This is a genomic window from Streptomyces sp. NPDC058877 (assembly GCF_042742855.1).
Taxonomy (GTDB): domain Bacteria; phylum Actinomycetota; class Actinomycetes; order Streptomycetales; family Streptomycetaceae; genus Streptomyces.
In genome coordinates this window covers 37,310-51,524 of the sequence record NZ_JBHYMF010000034.1, presented here as the reverse complement: position 1 = coordinate 51,524, position 14,215 = coordinate 37,310, and the positions used below count along the sequence as shown (strand labels likewise).

Annotated in this window: 11 protein-coding genes and 2 pseudogenes; 7 read left to right on the top strand and 6 right to left on the bottom strand. The window is 73.3% G+C overall.

Going from position 1 to position 14,215, the window contains the following annotated elements:
- Nucleotides 1–38: 38 nt before the first annotated feature.
- The 3 genes from ACFW2Y_RS11260 to ACFW2Y_RS11250 form a co-directional block, all read right to left on the bottom strand.
- Nucleotides 39–2,069, bottom strand: a complete 2,031-nt coding sequence (locus ACFW2Y_RS11260) for a protein kinase (RefSeq protein WP_384876541.1) — start codon at nt 2,067–2,069, stop codon at nt 39–41.
- 154 nt (nt 2,070–2,223) lie between these two features.
- Nucleotides 2,224–2,472 (bottom strand): DUF397 domain-containing protein, encoded by a 249-nt coding sequence (locus ACFW2Y_RS11255; protein ID WP_384876539.1) that lies wholly within the window; start codon nt 2,470–2,472, stop codon nt 2,224–2,226.
- Entirely contained in the window at nt 2,469–3,296 is an 828-nt protein-coding gene (locus ACFW2Y_RS11250) for a Scr1 family TA system antitoxin-like transcriptional regulator (RefSeq protein ID WP_384876537.1), read from the bottom strand. Before ACFW2Y_RS11250 ends, ACFW2Y_RS11255 begins: the two co-directional genes overlap by 4 nt.
- A 113-nt stretch (nt 3,297–3,409) precedes the next feature.
- On the opposite strand from ACFW2Y_RS11250, the pseudogene ACFW2Y_RS11245 reads away from it, so the two are divergent.
- The 7 genes and pseudogenes from ACFW2Y_RS11245 to ACFW2Y_RS11215 form a co-directional block, all read left to right on the top strand.
- Nucleotides 3,410–3,799 (top strand): annotated as a pseudogene (locus ACFW2Y_RS11245) (ATP-binding protein); the annotation flags it as partial.
- Nucleotides 3,800–3,887: 88 nt separating this feature from the next.
- Complete coding sequence (locus tag ACFW2Y_RS11240; RefSeq protein WP_384876535.1) at nt 3,888–5,174, top strand: AAA family ATPase; 1,287 nt, start codon at nt 3,888–3,890, stop codon at nt 5,172–5,174.
- Nucleotides 5,171–5,806, top strand: coding sequence for a hypothetical protein (locus tag ACFW2Y_RS11235; protein WP_384876547.1), 636 nt, complete (start codon nt 5,171–5,173; stop codon nt 5,804–5,806). Before ACFW2Y_RS11240 ends, ACFW2Y_RS11235 begins: the two co-directional genes overlap by 4 nt.
- 203 nt (nt 5,807–6,009) lie before the next feature.
- Complete coding sequence (locus tag ACFW2Y_RS11230) at nt 6,010–8,109, top strand: phosphocholine-specific phospholipase C (RefSeq protein ID WP_384876532.1); 2,100 nt, start codon at nt 6,010–6,012, stop codon at nt 8,107–8,109.
- A gap of 160 nt (nt 8,110–8,269) precedes the next feature.
- Nucleotides 8,270–10,513 carry an MMPL family transporter gene (locus ACFW2Y_RS11225; RefSeq protein ID WP_384876530.1) on the top strand — a complete coding sequence of 748 codons (2,244 nt, stop codon included), beginning with the start codon at nt 8,270–8,272 and terminating at the stop codon, nt 10,511–10,513.
- Nucleotides 10,491–11,057, top strand: a complete 567-nt coding sequence (locus tag ACFW2Y_RS11220; RefSeq protein WP_384876528.1) for a GNAT family N-acetyltransferase — start codon at nt 10,491–10,493, stop codon at nt 11,055–11,057. Before ACFW2Y_RS11225 ends, ACFW2Y_RS11220 begins: the two co-directional genes overlap by 23 nt.
- A 107-nt stretch (nt 11,058–11,164) precedes the next feature.
- Nucleotides 11,165–11,807: pseudogene (locus ACFW2Y_RS11215) on the top strand (LuxR C-terminal-related transcriptional regulator); the annotation flags it as partial.
- On the opposite strand, the gene ACFW2Y_RS11210 reads toward ACFW2Y_RS11215, so the two are convergent.
- The 3 genes from ACFW2Y_RS11210 to ACFW2Y_RS11200 all read right to left on the bottom strand — a co-directional run bounded on the left by ACFW2Y_RS11210 (nt 11,691) and on the right by ACFW2Y_RS11200 (nt 14,194).
- Complete coding sequence (locus ACFW2Y_RS11210) at nt 11,691–11,969, bottom strand: DUF6191 domain-containing protein (protein ID WP_384876526.1); 279 nt, start codon at nt 11,967–11,969, stop codon at nt 11,691–11,693. The pseudogene ACFW2Y_RS11215 and the gene ACFW2Y_RS11210 overlap by 117 nt on opposite strands.
- Nucleotides 11,970–11,982: 13 nt before the next feature.
- A complete protein-coding gene (locus ACFW2Y_RS11205) occupies nt 11,983–13,104 on the bottom strand; it encodes a PQQ-dependent sugar dehydrogenase (protein WP_384876524.1) in 1,122 nt (373 codons plus the stop codon).
- 88 nt (nt 13,105–13,192) lie between these two features.
- Nucleotides 13,193–14,194 carry an aldo/keto reductase gene (locus ACFW2Y_RS11200; protein ID WP_384876522.1) on the bottom strand — a complete coding sequence of 334 codons (1,002 nt, stop codon included), beginning with the start codon at nt 14,192–14,194 and terminating at the stop codon, nt 13,193–13,195.
- Between the last annotated feature and the right edge of the window lie 21 nt (nt 14,195–14,215).

Genomic DNA, 14,215 nt, shown 5'->3' with positions numbered 1-14,215 from the left:
CCGGACTTCCGGTGCGGGGCCGCCCTTCGCGTGCCCGGTCAGCGGCGCAGGGTGGGTGCGGCGATCACGCCGTTGCCGTGCTGGGAGCAGGAGGAGGACTCGACCTTCAGGCGCAGCCGCAGCGCACCGGCGACGTTCAGGGTGCGCGAGACCGGCTTGCCCAGATGCACGTTCTCGTTGAACAGGGCCGGCTGGTCGTCCACGGAGATCACGACCCGGGCCGCCTCGACCTTCGAACCGTCGTCGACGCCGGCGGTGAACTCGAAGGTCTCCCAGGCGCGGTTGAGGTCGTACTCGACGTAGGCGCCGTAGTAGCAGCTCCCGTGCAGGGCGGCGCCGTACTCCTTGGTGTTGATCTTGGTTGAGGTGATCTTGAAATTGTGCTCGGAGATCGGGGTCAGCGCCGTCAGATCGGCCACGCGGGCGTCGGAGGCGTAGGAGGGACCGACGGAACCGCTCGGGTCGGCGGACTCCGTCCCCGTCGGATCGGCGTCCGTGGGGTCCGCGTCGACCGGCTCCGGCTCCAGGGCGGTGGGGTCGGGCGAGGGCGACTCGGCGGTCGGCTCCGTGTCCACCGTGGGTCCGGTGGCGGCCGGTGCGGTGGCGGCCGGTGCGGAGGCGGTCGCGCCGCCGCCCTTCGCGGAGTCGGCGTCCTGCCCGGCCCGGTCGCCGAGCAGCTTCACCCCGACCGCGGCGGCCAGCGCGATGACCGCGACCGCGGCGACGGCGCCCAGGACGGGGCCGGTGCGGCGCTTGCGGCGCGGAGCGGGGGGCGGGGCCGTGACCGGGCCGCCGGACGACGGACCGCCGGGACCGGAGATCTCCTGGTGAGCGGCGTGCGTGGCCTCGGCCGGCTGCTCGGGCCGCTCCGGAGGGGCTGCCCCCGGTCCCGGGGCGGCCATCGGAACCGGGGCCGCCGCCGGCCCGGTGGTGACCGGGTACGTCGGCGGGCCGAAGCCCTGCGGAGCACCCGGAGCACCCGGAGCCCCGGCAGAGCCCGGCGCGCCCGTGTCGCCCGGCGTGGCGGCCGGGGGCGCGAGGGGCGGGGTGCCCGGCGGCGGAGGGACCGCCGGGACGGCGTCCCGGACCGGTGGCGCGGCCGGCGGGGCCGGGGCGGCGAGCGGCGGAACGGGGGGTCGTACGGCGTCCTGGAGGGTGGCCGGCCGGTTCGTCGTGGTGGTGGACACGACGCCGTGCCGCACGTCCTTCACCCAGCCGGACAGGCTCACCGGCCGCTCGTCCGGATCGGCCGCGGCGATGCTCAGCACCCGGGCCCGCTGCTCCGGCGGCAGCGCCGCGACGGGCGGCAGCGCGGCGAGCGCGGCGCTCAGCTGCTCCGGCACCGGCGGCGGGGACTCGCCGCTCAGCAGGAAGTGGGCGATGGCCCCGAAGGCGTAGCGGTCGGACCCGGGGGTGCGCTTGCCCTCGAAGACCTCGGGCGCCGCGTATCCGGGGGTGAACCACACCTCGGCCGTCTGGTGGTCGGCGGTCAGCTTGCTCAGCCCGAAGTCCACCAGGGTGGCCTGGCCGTGCTGGTCGACCATGACGTTGCCGGGGGAGAGGTCGCCGTGCACCACCACCCGGCCGGAGGGCGTGGCCCTGCCCGAGTGCAGCCAGTCGAGGACGTCGGCGAGCTGCTCCAGGGTCCGCATCACCTCGCGCCGTTCGGCGGGCGTGGCCAGGGTGCGCTCGGCCCGCCAGTCGCGCAGGTCGAGCCCGTCGACGTGGTTCATGACGAGCACCAGGGCGCGCCCGCTGAGTGCGCCGGACTCGCCCGGGCGGTGGATCGGCGGGCCCTGGAAGTGCTCCCGGACGCCGACCACGCCGGGGCGGTGGACGAAGCGCAGCAGTTCGGCCTGCTCGTTCCACTTCCGGCTGATCCGTTCGAACAGCTCGGGCGTGATCGTCGTCTTGGAGTCCAGCACCTTGACGACGACGGGTTCCGTCCCGCCGGCCAGCTCGATCTCCGCCAGGTAGAGCACGGCCTCGCCGCCCCGACCGATGGACCGCAGCAGGCGGTACCGGTCGGGTGTCGAGTCCGGCCCGATGTGATGTGCGGTGCCGCTCAAACTTCCCCCAGATCACGCGAATTGACAGGCAATCAGCCTGCCGCTCGCGGCTCGGGGCGGTCAATCGAACAGGGGAAGCCCGGGAGTCCGTCCGCACCGCTCCGGGGACCGGAGGTCCCGGAGGGCGCGGGCGGTCTCCCGTCGGTGCGGCGGGTCAGTGACCGGCGGTCCCGACGAAGGCGCGCCAGGCGGTGGGGGAGACGGTGAAGACCGGGCCGCTGCCGCCGAGCTTGGAGTCCCGGACGTGCACGGCGGCGGGATGGGCGGCCACCTCGACGCAGTTGCCGCCCTCGCTGCCGCTGTGGCTGGACTTCCGCCAGTCGTAGGCGACTTCGAGGCAGTTGCCGCCCTCGTCGCTGCTGTAGCTGGACTTGAACCACGAAAGTGCTGCTGCTGCGCTCATGTCACTCCTGCCAGACGCTCCAGCAGGCCCATGGTGTCCTCGGGCGTCAGGGCCTGTGACCGCAGCATTCCATACTTGGCCTGCAGGAGACCGACCTCGTCGGGGTCGTCGATGAGGAAGCTGACCCGCTGCCCCTCGATGTAGGCGACGTGCTCGTGGTCGGGCGTCTCCAGGAGTACCATCGGCCCCGCGAGCCCCGCGTGCCGGGTGCGTGCTTTGGGGACGACCTGGAGCGAGAGGAAGGGGCGCTCGGCCATCAGCCGCAGGTGCCGCAGCTGCTCGCGCAGCACCTCCCGGCCGCCGATCGGCTGCTCAAGCACGGCCTCGTTCAGTACGAAGGACATCATCGGCGGCCAGGGCTGCTGCTCGAAGACCCGCTGCCGGTCGATCCGGTCCAGCATCCGGTCCTCCGCCTCCTGCGCGGTGAGCGGCGGATACAGGCAGTCGAAGACCGCGCGGGCGTAGTCCGGCGTCTGGAGCAGCCCCGGCACCACCGCGTTCTCGTAGGAGGACAGCGCGAGGGCCTGCGCCTCCAGCTCGATGAACTCCTGGGCGAAGGCCGGATAGCGCTCCTTCTTCGGCGCCTTCCCGACCGCCACGGCCAGCGCCCCGCCGGTCTCCAGCAGCTCGTCCAGCTCGGCCGCCAGGCGCAGCCGCAGCGCCCGCCGCCCCTGCTCGATCGAGCCCAGCGTCTCCAGGCCCACGCACACCCGCGCGGCCAACTGCGGCTGGGTCAGGCCCGCCTGCTTCCGGTAGAGCGCCACCAGGGCGCCGACCACTTCCCACGACGGGACCTTCTTCCGGGGGTTCGCACCGCGTTGCATGAGCGGTGCCTTCCCCGCGCCGCGCGTACCCGACGCCTTCCGGACCCGTACAAAGAATCTGTACGGGTCCGGCCCCTGGGGCGGAAGTGGCGCAGGGCGTCAGCGTGTCCGGCATGGACAACCGACTTCCCCTGTTCCGGGAGGCGTTCTACCGCAGGGAACGCCGCTCCGTCCCGCTCGCCCGTGCCTTCGCCCGCGCCGCGCTGGCCGACTGGGGTCTGGACGCCCGCACGGATGACGTACTGCTGTGCGTGAGCGAGCTCGCCACCAACGCGCTCCGGCACGGCGTCCCACCCGGCCGGGGCTACCGGTTGCACCTCTTCCTGGAACGCCCCGGCCCGCTGCGGATCGAGGTCCACGACAGCGGCGGCGGCACCCCCGCCCCGCGCCCGCCCGCCGCCCCCGACGCGGAGTCCGGCCGTGGCCTGTTCCTGGTCGCGGCCCTGGCCGACCGCTGGGGCGTCGGCGAGCGCAGCCCGGGCAAGACCGTCTGGTGCGAGTTCGACGATGCGGCGGACCCCGGCAGACCCGGCCCCGGAGCTAGGGTGAGGTGCGAACCAGCATGCGGAGAGCCGAGGAGCAGGGCCCAGGATGATCACCCAGATCCGGATCGACGGCTTCAAGTCGTTCCGCCACTTCAGCCTCGATGTCCCTCCGACGCTGATCATGCTGGGTGCGAACGGGGCAGGGAAGTCGAACCTGTTCGACGCACTCCGGCTCGTCGCCGGGACCGCGGACCGCGGCTTCGAGGAGACGGTCCGCTCGGACCCTCGGCTGACCCCGGCCCGGTTCTTCCACAAGGGGGCGGGGGAGCCCGTCCGGGAGTTGACGATCACGGTGGGGGTCCTGGCGGCCTCGCGGTTCGGTCCGCTGCCGCTCCGCATCCGTTTGCGGGCGGCCCGCGCCTCCGCCTCCTCGCAGCGAATCTCCGCGGTGCGCGGGAGCGGGGTGTGGGTCAGCAGCCTGACGGACGAAAGCTGGCTGGACCGCGTCGGCCTCACGGACGAGGACCGGAAGGCCGTCCGGCAGGCGCAGGCGGACTTCACGGCGAACCACGAGGAGTACGTCCCCTTTCACGGGCCCCTGGGAGCGCCGCTCACCACCGACGAGGAGCAAGCGGCCCGGGAGGAGGGGGCGGAGGCGCTCTTCGCCGTGCCCGGCGGGGAACTCCGCGCGCTGGCGGCCCGGGAGTGCGCGTCCTGGCCCCCTCTCGTCCTGGAGCCGGCCGCCCTGCGGCAGCCCACCCCCGCCTTCGTCGGCGGACGCCTCACCCCGGACGGCCGAAACCTCGCCGAGGTCCTCCAGCGCATCGAGGGCCGCCCCGCTGCGTGGCGGCGGTTCATCGCCGATCTCGCCGCGCTCGTCGACGGGGTCGAGGACGTGCGCACGGTCTTCGACGAGCGCCGGGAGGAGATCGACTTCGAGGTCGCCTTCGCCCACACGGGGTGGCTCTCGGCGCCCGCGCTGTCGGACGGCACCCTGCGCATGATCGGTCTCCTCGCCGCCGCACAGGACTCGCTGTGGGCCGGAACCCTGTGCGTCGAGGAGATCGAGAACGGGATGAACCCGGACCACGTCGCCGACTTGGTGCGGAGACTGCGACGGGGGACCGGGGTGGTCCCGGGAGCGTCCGTGTACCGGCAGCTCGTCGCCACCACCCACTCCCCGGCTCTCCTGGCGGCCCTGCGCGACGACCTCTCCGGCAGCCTGGTCTTCCTGGAGCAGGCGGACCGCGTCGATCCCGAGGACGGCACGATCTCCCGCACGACGGTCGCCCGGCCGCTGCGGGCCTTCGACCCGGACCGGGAACCCGGCGAGACCGTCTCGCCGGAGCAGGTGGAGCGGCTGCTGCGCAAGCTGAACAGGGGTGGGGAATGAGGACGCTGCTGCCGGGTCTGCTGGTCGAGGGCAGCGACGGTCCGTATCTGCGGAGTCTGGTCAAGCGGCAGCTCGACGCGACGGTCCTGGAGCACGGTTCCCGGCCCATCGACGTGCTCCGCTGCGAGGTCTCGGACGTGCGGTCCAACGACAAGCCCGAGCGGGTGCTCGACGCGGCCGCCGAGCTGGCCCGTGACTGCGACGTCGTCTTCGTCCACGGCGACCACGACGCGCTCGACGCCCGGCTCAAGCTGATCGCCGAGCTGGGCGTGCGCCGCGAGCTCGCCCCGCGCGCGGGGGTCTCCGTTCCCCTCGTCCCGGTGTTGGAGACCGAGTCGTGGATGCTGGCCGACCGCGCCGCGCTCGAATCCGTGGTCGGACCGCTCGTCGACTACCCCTACGGGAAGCCGTCCGCGGTGGAGGGCCGGGTGCCGTTCAAGGGCGGGAAGCAGAAGCTCGATCCCAAGCAGGTCTGGAAGAAGTTGACCGGACCCGGGGGAGCGGACGTGCTGCGCGACTCCGCCGACCTGCTCGTACGGCGCACGGACCTCGCGGTGCTCGCGCAGCTCCCCTCGTACCGCACGTGGTGCACGGACACCGAGCGGGCACTGAGGGAGATCCACTTCCTGTAGGAGCCAGCGCGCCGGCCCGGCTCGTCGGGCCCCGGCCGCAGCCCTTCGGCATCCCCTCGGCGTCCCGTCGGCGCTCCTTCGGGACGTTCACCAACCGGCCCCCACCAGGCCCTCTCCCGGTCACCCCGTCCCCCTAGCGTCCCCGCCGTACCGCCCCCACGGCTCGAAGGCGAGCCGTGGGTCGTCGATGAGGAGGTCGGGGCGTGGCATCGGAGTTTTCGCGCAGAAGGCTGCTCGCGTTCGGCGGAGGCGCGCTCGGCGCCTCCATCGGAGGGTCCCTGCTGCCGCCGTCCCTCCAGGCGGCGATGGCGGCCGAGCCGCCGGCCGGCGGGATGGCCGCGGTCCGGCACGTGGTGATCCTGATGCAGGAGAACCGGTCCTTCGACCACTACTTCGGCACCCTGCGCGGCGTCCGCGGATTCGGCGACCGGAACGCCATCGAACTCCCTTCCGGCAAGCCGGTCTTCGAACAGCCCGCCGCCCTCGGCCGGACCGTGCTGCCCTTCCCGGTCCGCGGCGCGGCCGAGACGCAGGCGAAGGACCTGCAGTACATCGGAGACCTCGACCACTCCTGGGGCGGCGGGGCCAAGGCCTGGCACGGCGGCTGGATGGACGGCTGGGTCTCGGCCAAGACCGCCGCCACCATGGCGTACTACGACCGCCGTGACATCCCGCTCCACTACGAACTGGCCGACGCCTTCACCATCTGCGACGCCTACCACTCGTCGATCCACACCTCGACGAGCCCCAACCGCAACCACCTCTGGTCGGGGTGGACCGGCTACGAGGCCGACGGCAAGCGGGCCGTCACCAACGCCGCCTACGCCGAGGGCACGCACCCCGGCTACGGCTGGTCCACCTATGCCGAGCGCCTCGAAGCCGCCGGGCGCAGCTGGAAGACGTACACCGAGTGGGAGAACTTCACCGACAACAACATCGAGTTCTTCACCTCCTTCAAGCAGATCGCCCGCAAGGCGCTCGCGAAGACCGGCGGACACACCTTCATGGAGTCCTTCTACGCCGCCGTCCGCAACACCGCCGACGCCGCCGGGCGCACCCGCCTCCTCGGGTTGCTGGAGGAGGGCGTCGCCGAGCTCACCGACGCCGAGCGCTCCCTCTTCGAGCGGGGCCTGCGCCGTGTGGAGTCCGGCACCCTCGCCGCGGCCTTCCGTGCCGACGTCGCTGCCGGAACCCTTCCCGAGGTGTCCTACCTCGTCCCCTCGGCGGTCGACTCCGAGCACCCCGGAGCTTCCTCCCCGGTCGCCTCCGCGAGCCTCGTCTACCAGGTGCTCGACGCCCTCGGCGCGCACCCCGAGGTCTGGCGGCACACCGTCGTCCTGATCAACTACGACGAGAACGACGGCTTCTTCGACCACGTGCCGCCGCCCGTCCCGCCCGCCGACAACACGGACGAGCGGTGGAACGGCCAGCCCACCGGCCTCGGCATCCGCGTCCCGATGCTCGTCGTCTCCCCCTGGTCGGTCGGCGGCTACGTCTGCTCCGAGACCTTCGACCACACCTCCGTGATCCGCTTCCTGGAGCGGTTGACCGGCGTCGAGGAACCCCACATCACCCCCTGGCGCCGCACCGTCACCGGCGACCTGACCTCGGCCTTCGACTTCCACCGCACCCGCCGGCAGCCGCCGGTCGAGCAGCCCGGCCCGGTCCCGCCCTTCACCGGCCGCTGGCGGCCCCAGCCGCCGGCCGTACAGGCGATGCCCGTCCAGGAACCCGGCACCCGTCCGGCGCGCCCGCTGCCCTATCAGCCGGACGCCTCGGCCACGGTGGGCGACGGGGTCGTCACCGTGGCCCTGAAGAACACCGGCAGGTCGAGCGCGCACTTCGCCCTCTATCCGTACGCCGGCGAGTTCGACGTGCCGCAGCACCAGGACGTCCGGGGGACGGGGGAGTGGACGGTCCGCGTGCCGGGTGACCACTACCGCTTCACGATCACCGGCCCGAACGGCTTCCGGCGCGAGTTCGAGGGGGCGGCCGGGGTCGGTGCCGGACTCGTCACGCGCATCGACCACCACGACCGCGACCTGCACCTCACGGTGCGGAACGACTCCGGTGCCCCGCTCGCCTTCACGGTCCGACCGCTCGGCTACATGGACCGCGAGGACCTGGGGGAGCACTCCCGCGCGGCCCGCACCGTCACCGTGAAGCCCGGGCGGACCCGCACGGTCGTGCACTCGGCCGCCGACGCGCACGGCTGGTACGACGTCGAGGTCACCGCTCCCGGAGGATTCCGACGCCGTCTGATGGGCCACATCGAGAACGGCCGCCCGAGCGTCTCGGGCTGAGGCCTCCGGAACCCGCGATCCGGAAAACCCACCCCGGCGGGCCCGCGACCTCGGTCCAGGGCCCGCCGTGCCTCCTGTGAGGATCGACACGAAACGGGCAAACGATCACGTTTGGCTGTAAGAGTGGAGCGCGAGTACAGATCCAGTCAGGAGTACCTCCTTGGCCGCAATCGCACGCTGGTGCATCCGGCACCGCCTCGTCGTCGTTCTCCTCTGGTTGCTCGCCCTCGGCGGCACCACCGCCGGAGCGGCCCTCGCAGGCAACGCGTACTCCAACGACTACGAGGTCCCCGGAACCGAGTCCGGTCGGGCCACCGCGCTCCTCGAACGCGGCTTCCACGGCCTCGGCGGCGACAGCGACACCATCGTCTGGCACAGCGACCGCGGCAGCGTCCGCGCCGATGCCGTCGAGCAGCGGATGACCGCGATGCTCGACGAGGTCGCGGCGCTCCCCGGCGTCGCCGCAGTGACCTCCCCCTACGGCGACGTCGACGGCCGGATCAGCGAAGACGGTCACACCGCCTACGCCACCGTCGCCTTCGCGGCGCAGGCCGACGACATCCCCGAGGCGCAGGCGAAGGCCCTCGTCGACACGGCGAAGAGCGCCGCCGACGAGGACGCGGGCCTCCAGGTCGAGCTCGGCGGCAGCGCCGTCGCCCTCACCGAGGCCCAGGGCGGGCACATCGCCGAAGCCGTGGGCGTCGCCGTCGCGGCCGTCGTGCTCTTCCTCGCCTTCGGCTCCCTCGCCGCCTCGGTGCTCCCGATCGCGACCGCGCTCGTCAGCGTCGGCACCGCGTACTCCGGGATCGCGCTCCTCGGCCACCTGATGACCGTCGCTGACTTCGCCCCCATGCTCGGCATGCTCGTCGGCCTCGGCGTCGGCATCGACTACGCCCTGTTCATCGTCACCCGGCACCGCAGGGGCCTCAAACGTGGCCTCTCCGTGGCGGAGGCCGCCGAGACCGCCGTCGCCACCACCGGCCGTGCCGTCGTCTTCGCCGGCGCCACCGTCTGCATCGCCCTCCTCGGCATGCTGATCCTGCGGCTCTCCTTCCTCAACGGCGTCGCCATCGCGGCCTCGCTCACCGTCGTCCTCACCGTCGCCGCCTCCGTCACCCTGCTGCCCTCGCTGCTCTCGTTCATCGGCATGCGGGCGCTGTCCCGACGCGAACGCCGGGCCCTCGCCGAGCGCGGCCCGCAGCCCGAGCTGCCCACCGGCTTCGCCGCCCGCTGGTCCGCCTTCGTCGAGCGGCACCCCAAGCTCCTCGGCGGCATCGCCGTCCTCGTCATGGGCGTCCTGGCGCTGCCGACCCTCTCGCTCCACCTCGGCACCTCCGACCAGGGCAACAATCCGGCCACCGCGACCACCCGCAAGGCCTACGACCTGCTCGCCGAGGACTTCGGCCCGGGCGTCAACGGCCCCCTCACCCTCGTCGCCGGCCTCGACGGCGCCGACGACCGGGTCGCCTTCGACCAGCTGCCGGCCGCCCTCACCGCCACCAAGGGCGTCGCCTCCGTCTCCCCGATCACGTACAACGGCGCCGGCGACACCGCCGTCCTCACCGTCGTCCCCGATTCCGCGCCGCAGTCGAAGGCGACCAGCGAGCTCGTCGACCGGCTCCGCGAGGACGTGCTGCCGAAGACCGGGGCGGGCACCTCCCTGGAGGTGCACGTGGGCGGCGTCACCGCCTCGTACGACGACTTCGCCGAGATCATCGTCGGCAAGCTGCCGCTCTTCGTCGGCGCGGTCATCGCGCTCGGCTGCCTGCTGCTCCTGCTCGCCTTCCGCTCGATCGGCATTCCGCTCAAGGCCGCCGCGATGAACGTCGCCGCCGTCGCCAGCGCCTTCGGCATCGTCGTCGCGATCTTCCAGTGGGGCTGGGGGAGCGAACTCCTCGGTCTCGGCAGTGCCGGACCGATCGAACCCTTCCTCCCCGTGATCATGGTCTCCGTCCTCTTCGGCCTCTCCATGGACTACCAGGTCTTCCTGGTCAGCCGGATGTACGAGGAGTGGCTGGAGACCGGCGACAACCGGCGGGCCGTCCGGATCGGCCTGGCCGAGACCAGCCGCGTGATCAACTCCGCCGCCGTCATCATGATCTCCGTCTTCCTGGCCTTCGTCCTCAGCGGCGACCGGGTCATCGCGATGTTCGGCATCGCGCTGGCCGCCGCCGTCGCCCTCGACGCCTTCGTGCTGCGGACCCTCCTGGTCCCCGCGCTCATGCACATGCTCGGCGGTGCGAACTGGTGGCTGCCGAAGTGGCTCGACCGCCTGCTGCCCCGGATCAGCATCGAACCCCCCGAGTGCCGGGAGGCCGCCGACGCCCGTGCGAAGATCCCCGCACAGCGCGTGACGGCTTCGGCAGCAGAGGAGAACGACGATGTTCGCAACATCGCTGGGTGACGACGGCGCCGAGCTCCAGCCGCTCGAACCCTGGCAGGCCGAGGAGTTCCTCGCCCACATGGACCGGGGGCGGGACTTCATCGGCGAACACATCGCCCTGCCCGACTTCGTCACGGACCTGGACTCCGCCCGCTCCTTCCTCCGCTCGTACGCGGAGAAGGCAGCGAACGACACCGGGCGCCTCTACGGCATCCGGACCGGCGGCACCCTGGTCGGCGGCGTCCTCTTCCGGACCATGGACACCACGCACGGCACCGCCGAGGCGGGCTGCTGGTTGGAGCCCTCCGCAGCAGGCCGGGGCCTGGTCACCCGGGCCTGCCGGGTCATCGTCGACTGGGCGGTCGAGGAGCGCGGCATCCACCGCGTCGAATGGCTGGTCTCCGCGCAGAACGCGCCGAGCATCGCCGTCGCCCGGCGCCTCGGGATGACGCGGGAGGGCGTCCTGCGCGAGAACTACCTGCACCGCGGGACCCGCACGGACACCGAGGTCTGGGCGGTCCTCGCCCCCGAGTGGCGGGCGGCGAGGGCCCTGCACCGCTCCTGAGCCCCCACCCGCCCACCGTCGGGACGGTCGCCCCGGACGGCCGGACGCACCTGCCGTTCGGCGTGTGCCGACCCCACGGCGTCGAGCAGGCCACCGTGGCGCCCGGCGCCCGGGGGCGGGGGCGCCTCGCGGACGTGCGGGCCGGGGCCGCCGCCGTCGTGGAGGCCGGCTTCCCGCCCGGCACCCCACCGCTACGGCTGGCCGCTCCTCCTGACCGCCGTCACCGCCGAAGCCGACAACCGGGGACTGCCGACCGCCGCCGAAGCCCGGGAGTCCGCAGTCCGCTGGGCCGAGGTAGTCGAGGCCTACGAGCCGCTGGCCCGCCCCGCCCAGCTGGCCGGCGCCCACCATCGCCTCGCCGACGTCCTGCTCGCCGGGGGAGGCCGCAGGGAGGAGGCCGCGGCGCTGCTCCGCGAGGCCCATGCCGCAGCCGTCCGGCTCGGTGCCCGCCCGCTCCGCGAGGAGGTGGAGCTGCTGGCCACCCGCGCCCGTCTCCCGCTCGTTCCCGAGGAGCCCCGGACACCGGCGGAGCCCGGTGGCCACGGCTTCGACCTGACCCCCCGGGAGCAGGAGGTGCTGAGCCTGGTCGCGGCCGGGCGCAGCAACCGTCGGATCGCCGAGGAGCTGTTCATCTCACCCAAGACCGCCAGCGTCCACGTCTCCCACATCCTCGCCAAGCTCGGCGTCGCCGGCCGGGGCGAGGCCGCCGCCCTGGCCCACCGCCTCCGCCTCCTGGACGCACCCCCCTGAGCCGCGGGGGAGCCGTATGGTGACCCGGCCCGAGCTCAGGTCCACCGGGCCGCGTGCCGGGTCGGCGTCCCCGGGATCCTCCCGGGTCAGGGCCTGTCGGCGCCGCTCCTCCTCGGTGTGCCGACGCCCCGGCGCGAAGAACTCCTCCAGTCCACCGAACACGGTCACCGCCTCCTCACTCCGCGACGAGCCGGAGGATCCGGTCGTCCCCGGGGCCCGGGGTTCCCCGGGTGTCGGTCTCGCTGGTCACCAGCCAGAGCCGGTCGCCGCCCGCTGCGAGGACCGTGCGGAGGCGTCCGTACTCACCCGTCAGAAACGCCTCGGGCTCTCCGGAACGTTCCGCTCCGGAGAGCGGGATCCGCCACAGCCGTTCTCCCCTGAGTCCGGCCATCCAGATCGCCCCCCGTGCGTAGGCGATCCCGCTCGGTGAGGCCTCCGAGGTCGGCCACTGGGCGACCGGGTCCACGAAACCGGCCCTTCCGCTCCGCCCCTCGGCCTCCGGCCAGCCGTAGTTCCGCCCCGGCCGCACCAGGTTCAGCTCGTCCCAGGTGTTCTGCCCGAACTCGGCGGCCCACAGCCGGCCCGCCGCGTCCCAGGCGAGCCCCTGCACGTTCCGGTGCCCGTACGAATAGACCACGGAGCCCCCGAAGGGGTTGCCCGGCGCCGGTTCGCCCTCCGGGGTCATCCGCAGGATCTTCCCGCCCAGGGAGTCCAGGTCCTGGGCGAGGCCGGTCCGGCCCGTTTCGCCCGTACCCGCGTACAGCATCCCGTCCGGGCCGAACGCGATCCGTCCGCCGTTGTGCACCCGCCCCTTGGGAATGCCGGTCAGCACCGGCTCCGGCGCGCCGAGCCGGTCGCCCTCCCCGCCGTCGTACCGCATCCGCACGATGCGGTTGTCCGACGCGGCCGTCAGGTACGCGTACACCCGGCCGTCCCGGACCGCGAGCCCCAGCAGCCCGCCCTCGCCGCCCGGCACGACCCCCGGGACTTCGCCGAGCACCGTCTGGGCGCCGGTCCGGGCGTCGATCCGGGTGATCGTCCGCTCGTCCCGCGAGGAGACGAGCAGATCGCCGCCCGGAAGCTCCGCGAGCCCCCAGGGGGACTCCAGCCCCTCGGTGAGCGTGCCCGCCACCGTGACCCGACCGTCCTGGGGCCGGGGGGACGGGCCCGGCGCGGAGGAGGCGGACACCGGCGCAACCGTGGTCGCCCCTTCCCCGGGGGTTCCCGAGGAACAGCCGGTCACCAGGACGAGCACCGCGGTGCCGCACAGGACCCTCGCCACGACTGGACGGCTCATGGCCCGTTCCCCCTTCGACGAGACGAACGGCTTCCCCTCCTAGAACACCGCGGGACCCACGGGGGTTCCCGCCGCCCGGCGGGTCGCCTCAGTCCCAGGACCTCCGGGGCGCCGGAAGCGCCGCGATCTCCGCCAGGTCCTCCGCGGTGAGCCGCAGCGAGGACGCCCCGGCGTTCTCCACCGCCCACCGTTCCCGCTTCGTCCCCGGCACCGGCACGACGTGCCGTCCGAGGCCGAGCGTCCAGGCGAGCGCCACCTGCGCCGGGGTGACCCCGGCGCCGTGCCGGGCGGCCACCCGGCGCAGCCCCGCCACCAGCGGTTGGTTCGCCGCCATCATCTCGGCGGTGAAGCGGGGGTGCCGGGCCCTCGGGTCATCCGGCTCGAAGCCGCCGCCCGGGGTCAGGGTTCCGGTCAGGAAGCCGTTCCCCAGGGGCATCGCCGCCAGGAACCCGATGCCCCGGGTCGTGCACCAGGGCAGCAGGCGCACCAGGGCCTCCTGCGACCACACCGACAGCTCCGCCTCCACCGCCGCCACCGGGAAGACCTGCTGGATCCGTTCCAGTTGGCGGATCGTTCCCTCGTAGCCGCCGCCCGCCGCCCCCCGACGGGTCGAGCGGGCGCCGACCGCGCACAGCCCGAGGGCCCGCACCTTGCCCGCCGACACCAGCTCGGCCATGGCGCCCCAGGTCTCCTCGACCGGCACCTCGGGATCGGCCCGGTGCAACTGGTACAGGTCGATCACATCGGTCTGGAGCCGTCGCAGCGAGGCGTCGCAGGCCCGACGCACATAGCCCGGCCTGCCGTTGGCGACCACGTGCTGGTCGCCGACGAGCAGTCCGCACTTCGTCGAGACGAAGGCCTCGGACCGACGCTCCTTCAACGCCCTTCCCACCAGCAGCTCATTGGTGAACGGCCCGTACATGTCGGCGGTGTCGAGCAGGTTCACCCCGGCGTCCAGCGCCGCGTGCACGGTCCGCAGCGAGCGGTCCCCCCGCTGCTGCGAGCGGCTGTAGGCCCAACTCATCGGCATGCAGCCCAAGCCGATCGCCCCCACGTCGAGCGCCGTCGCCCCGATACTCCTGCGCTCCACCTGCCGGTACCCCTCCCTGTG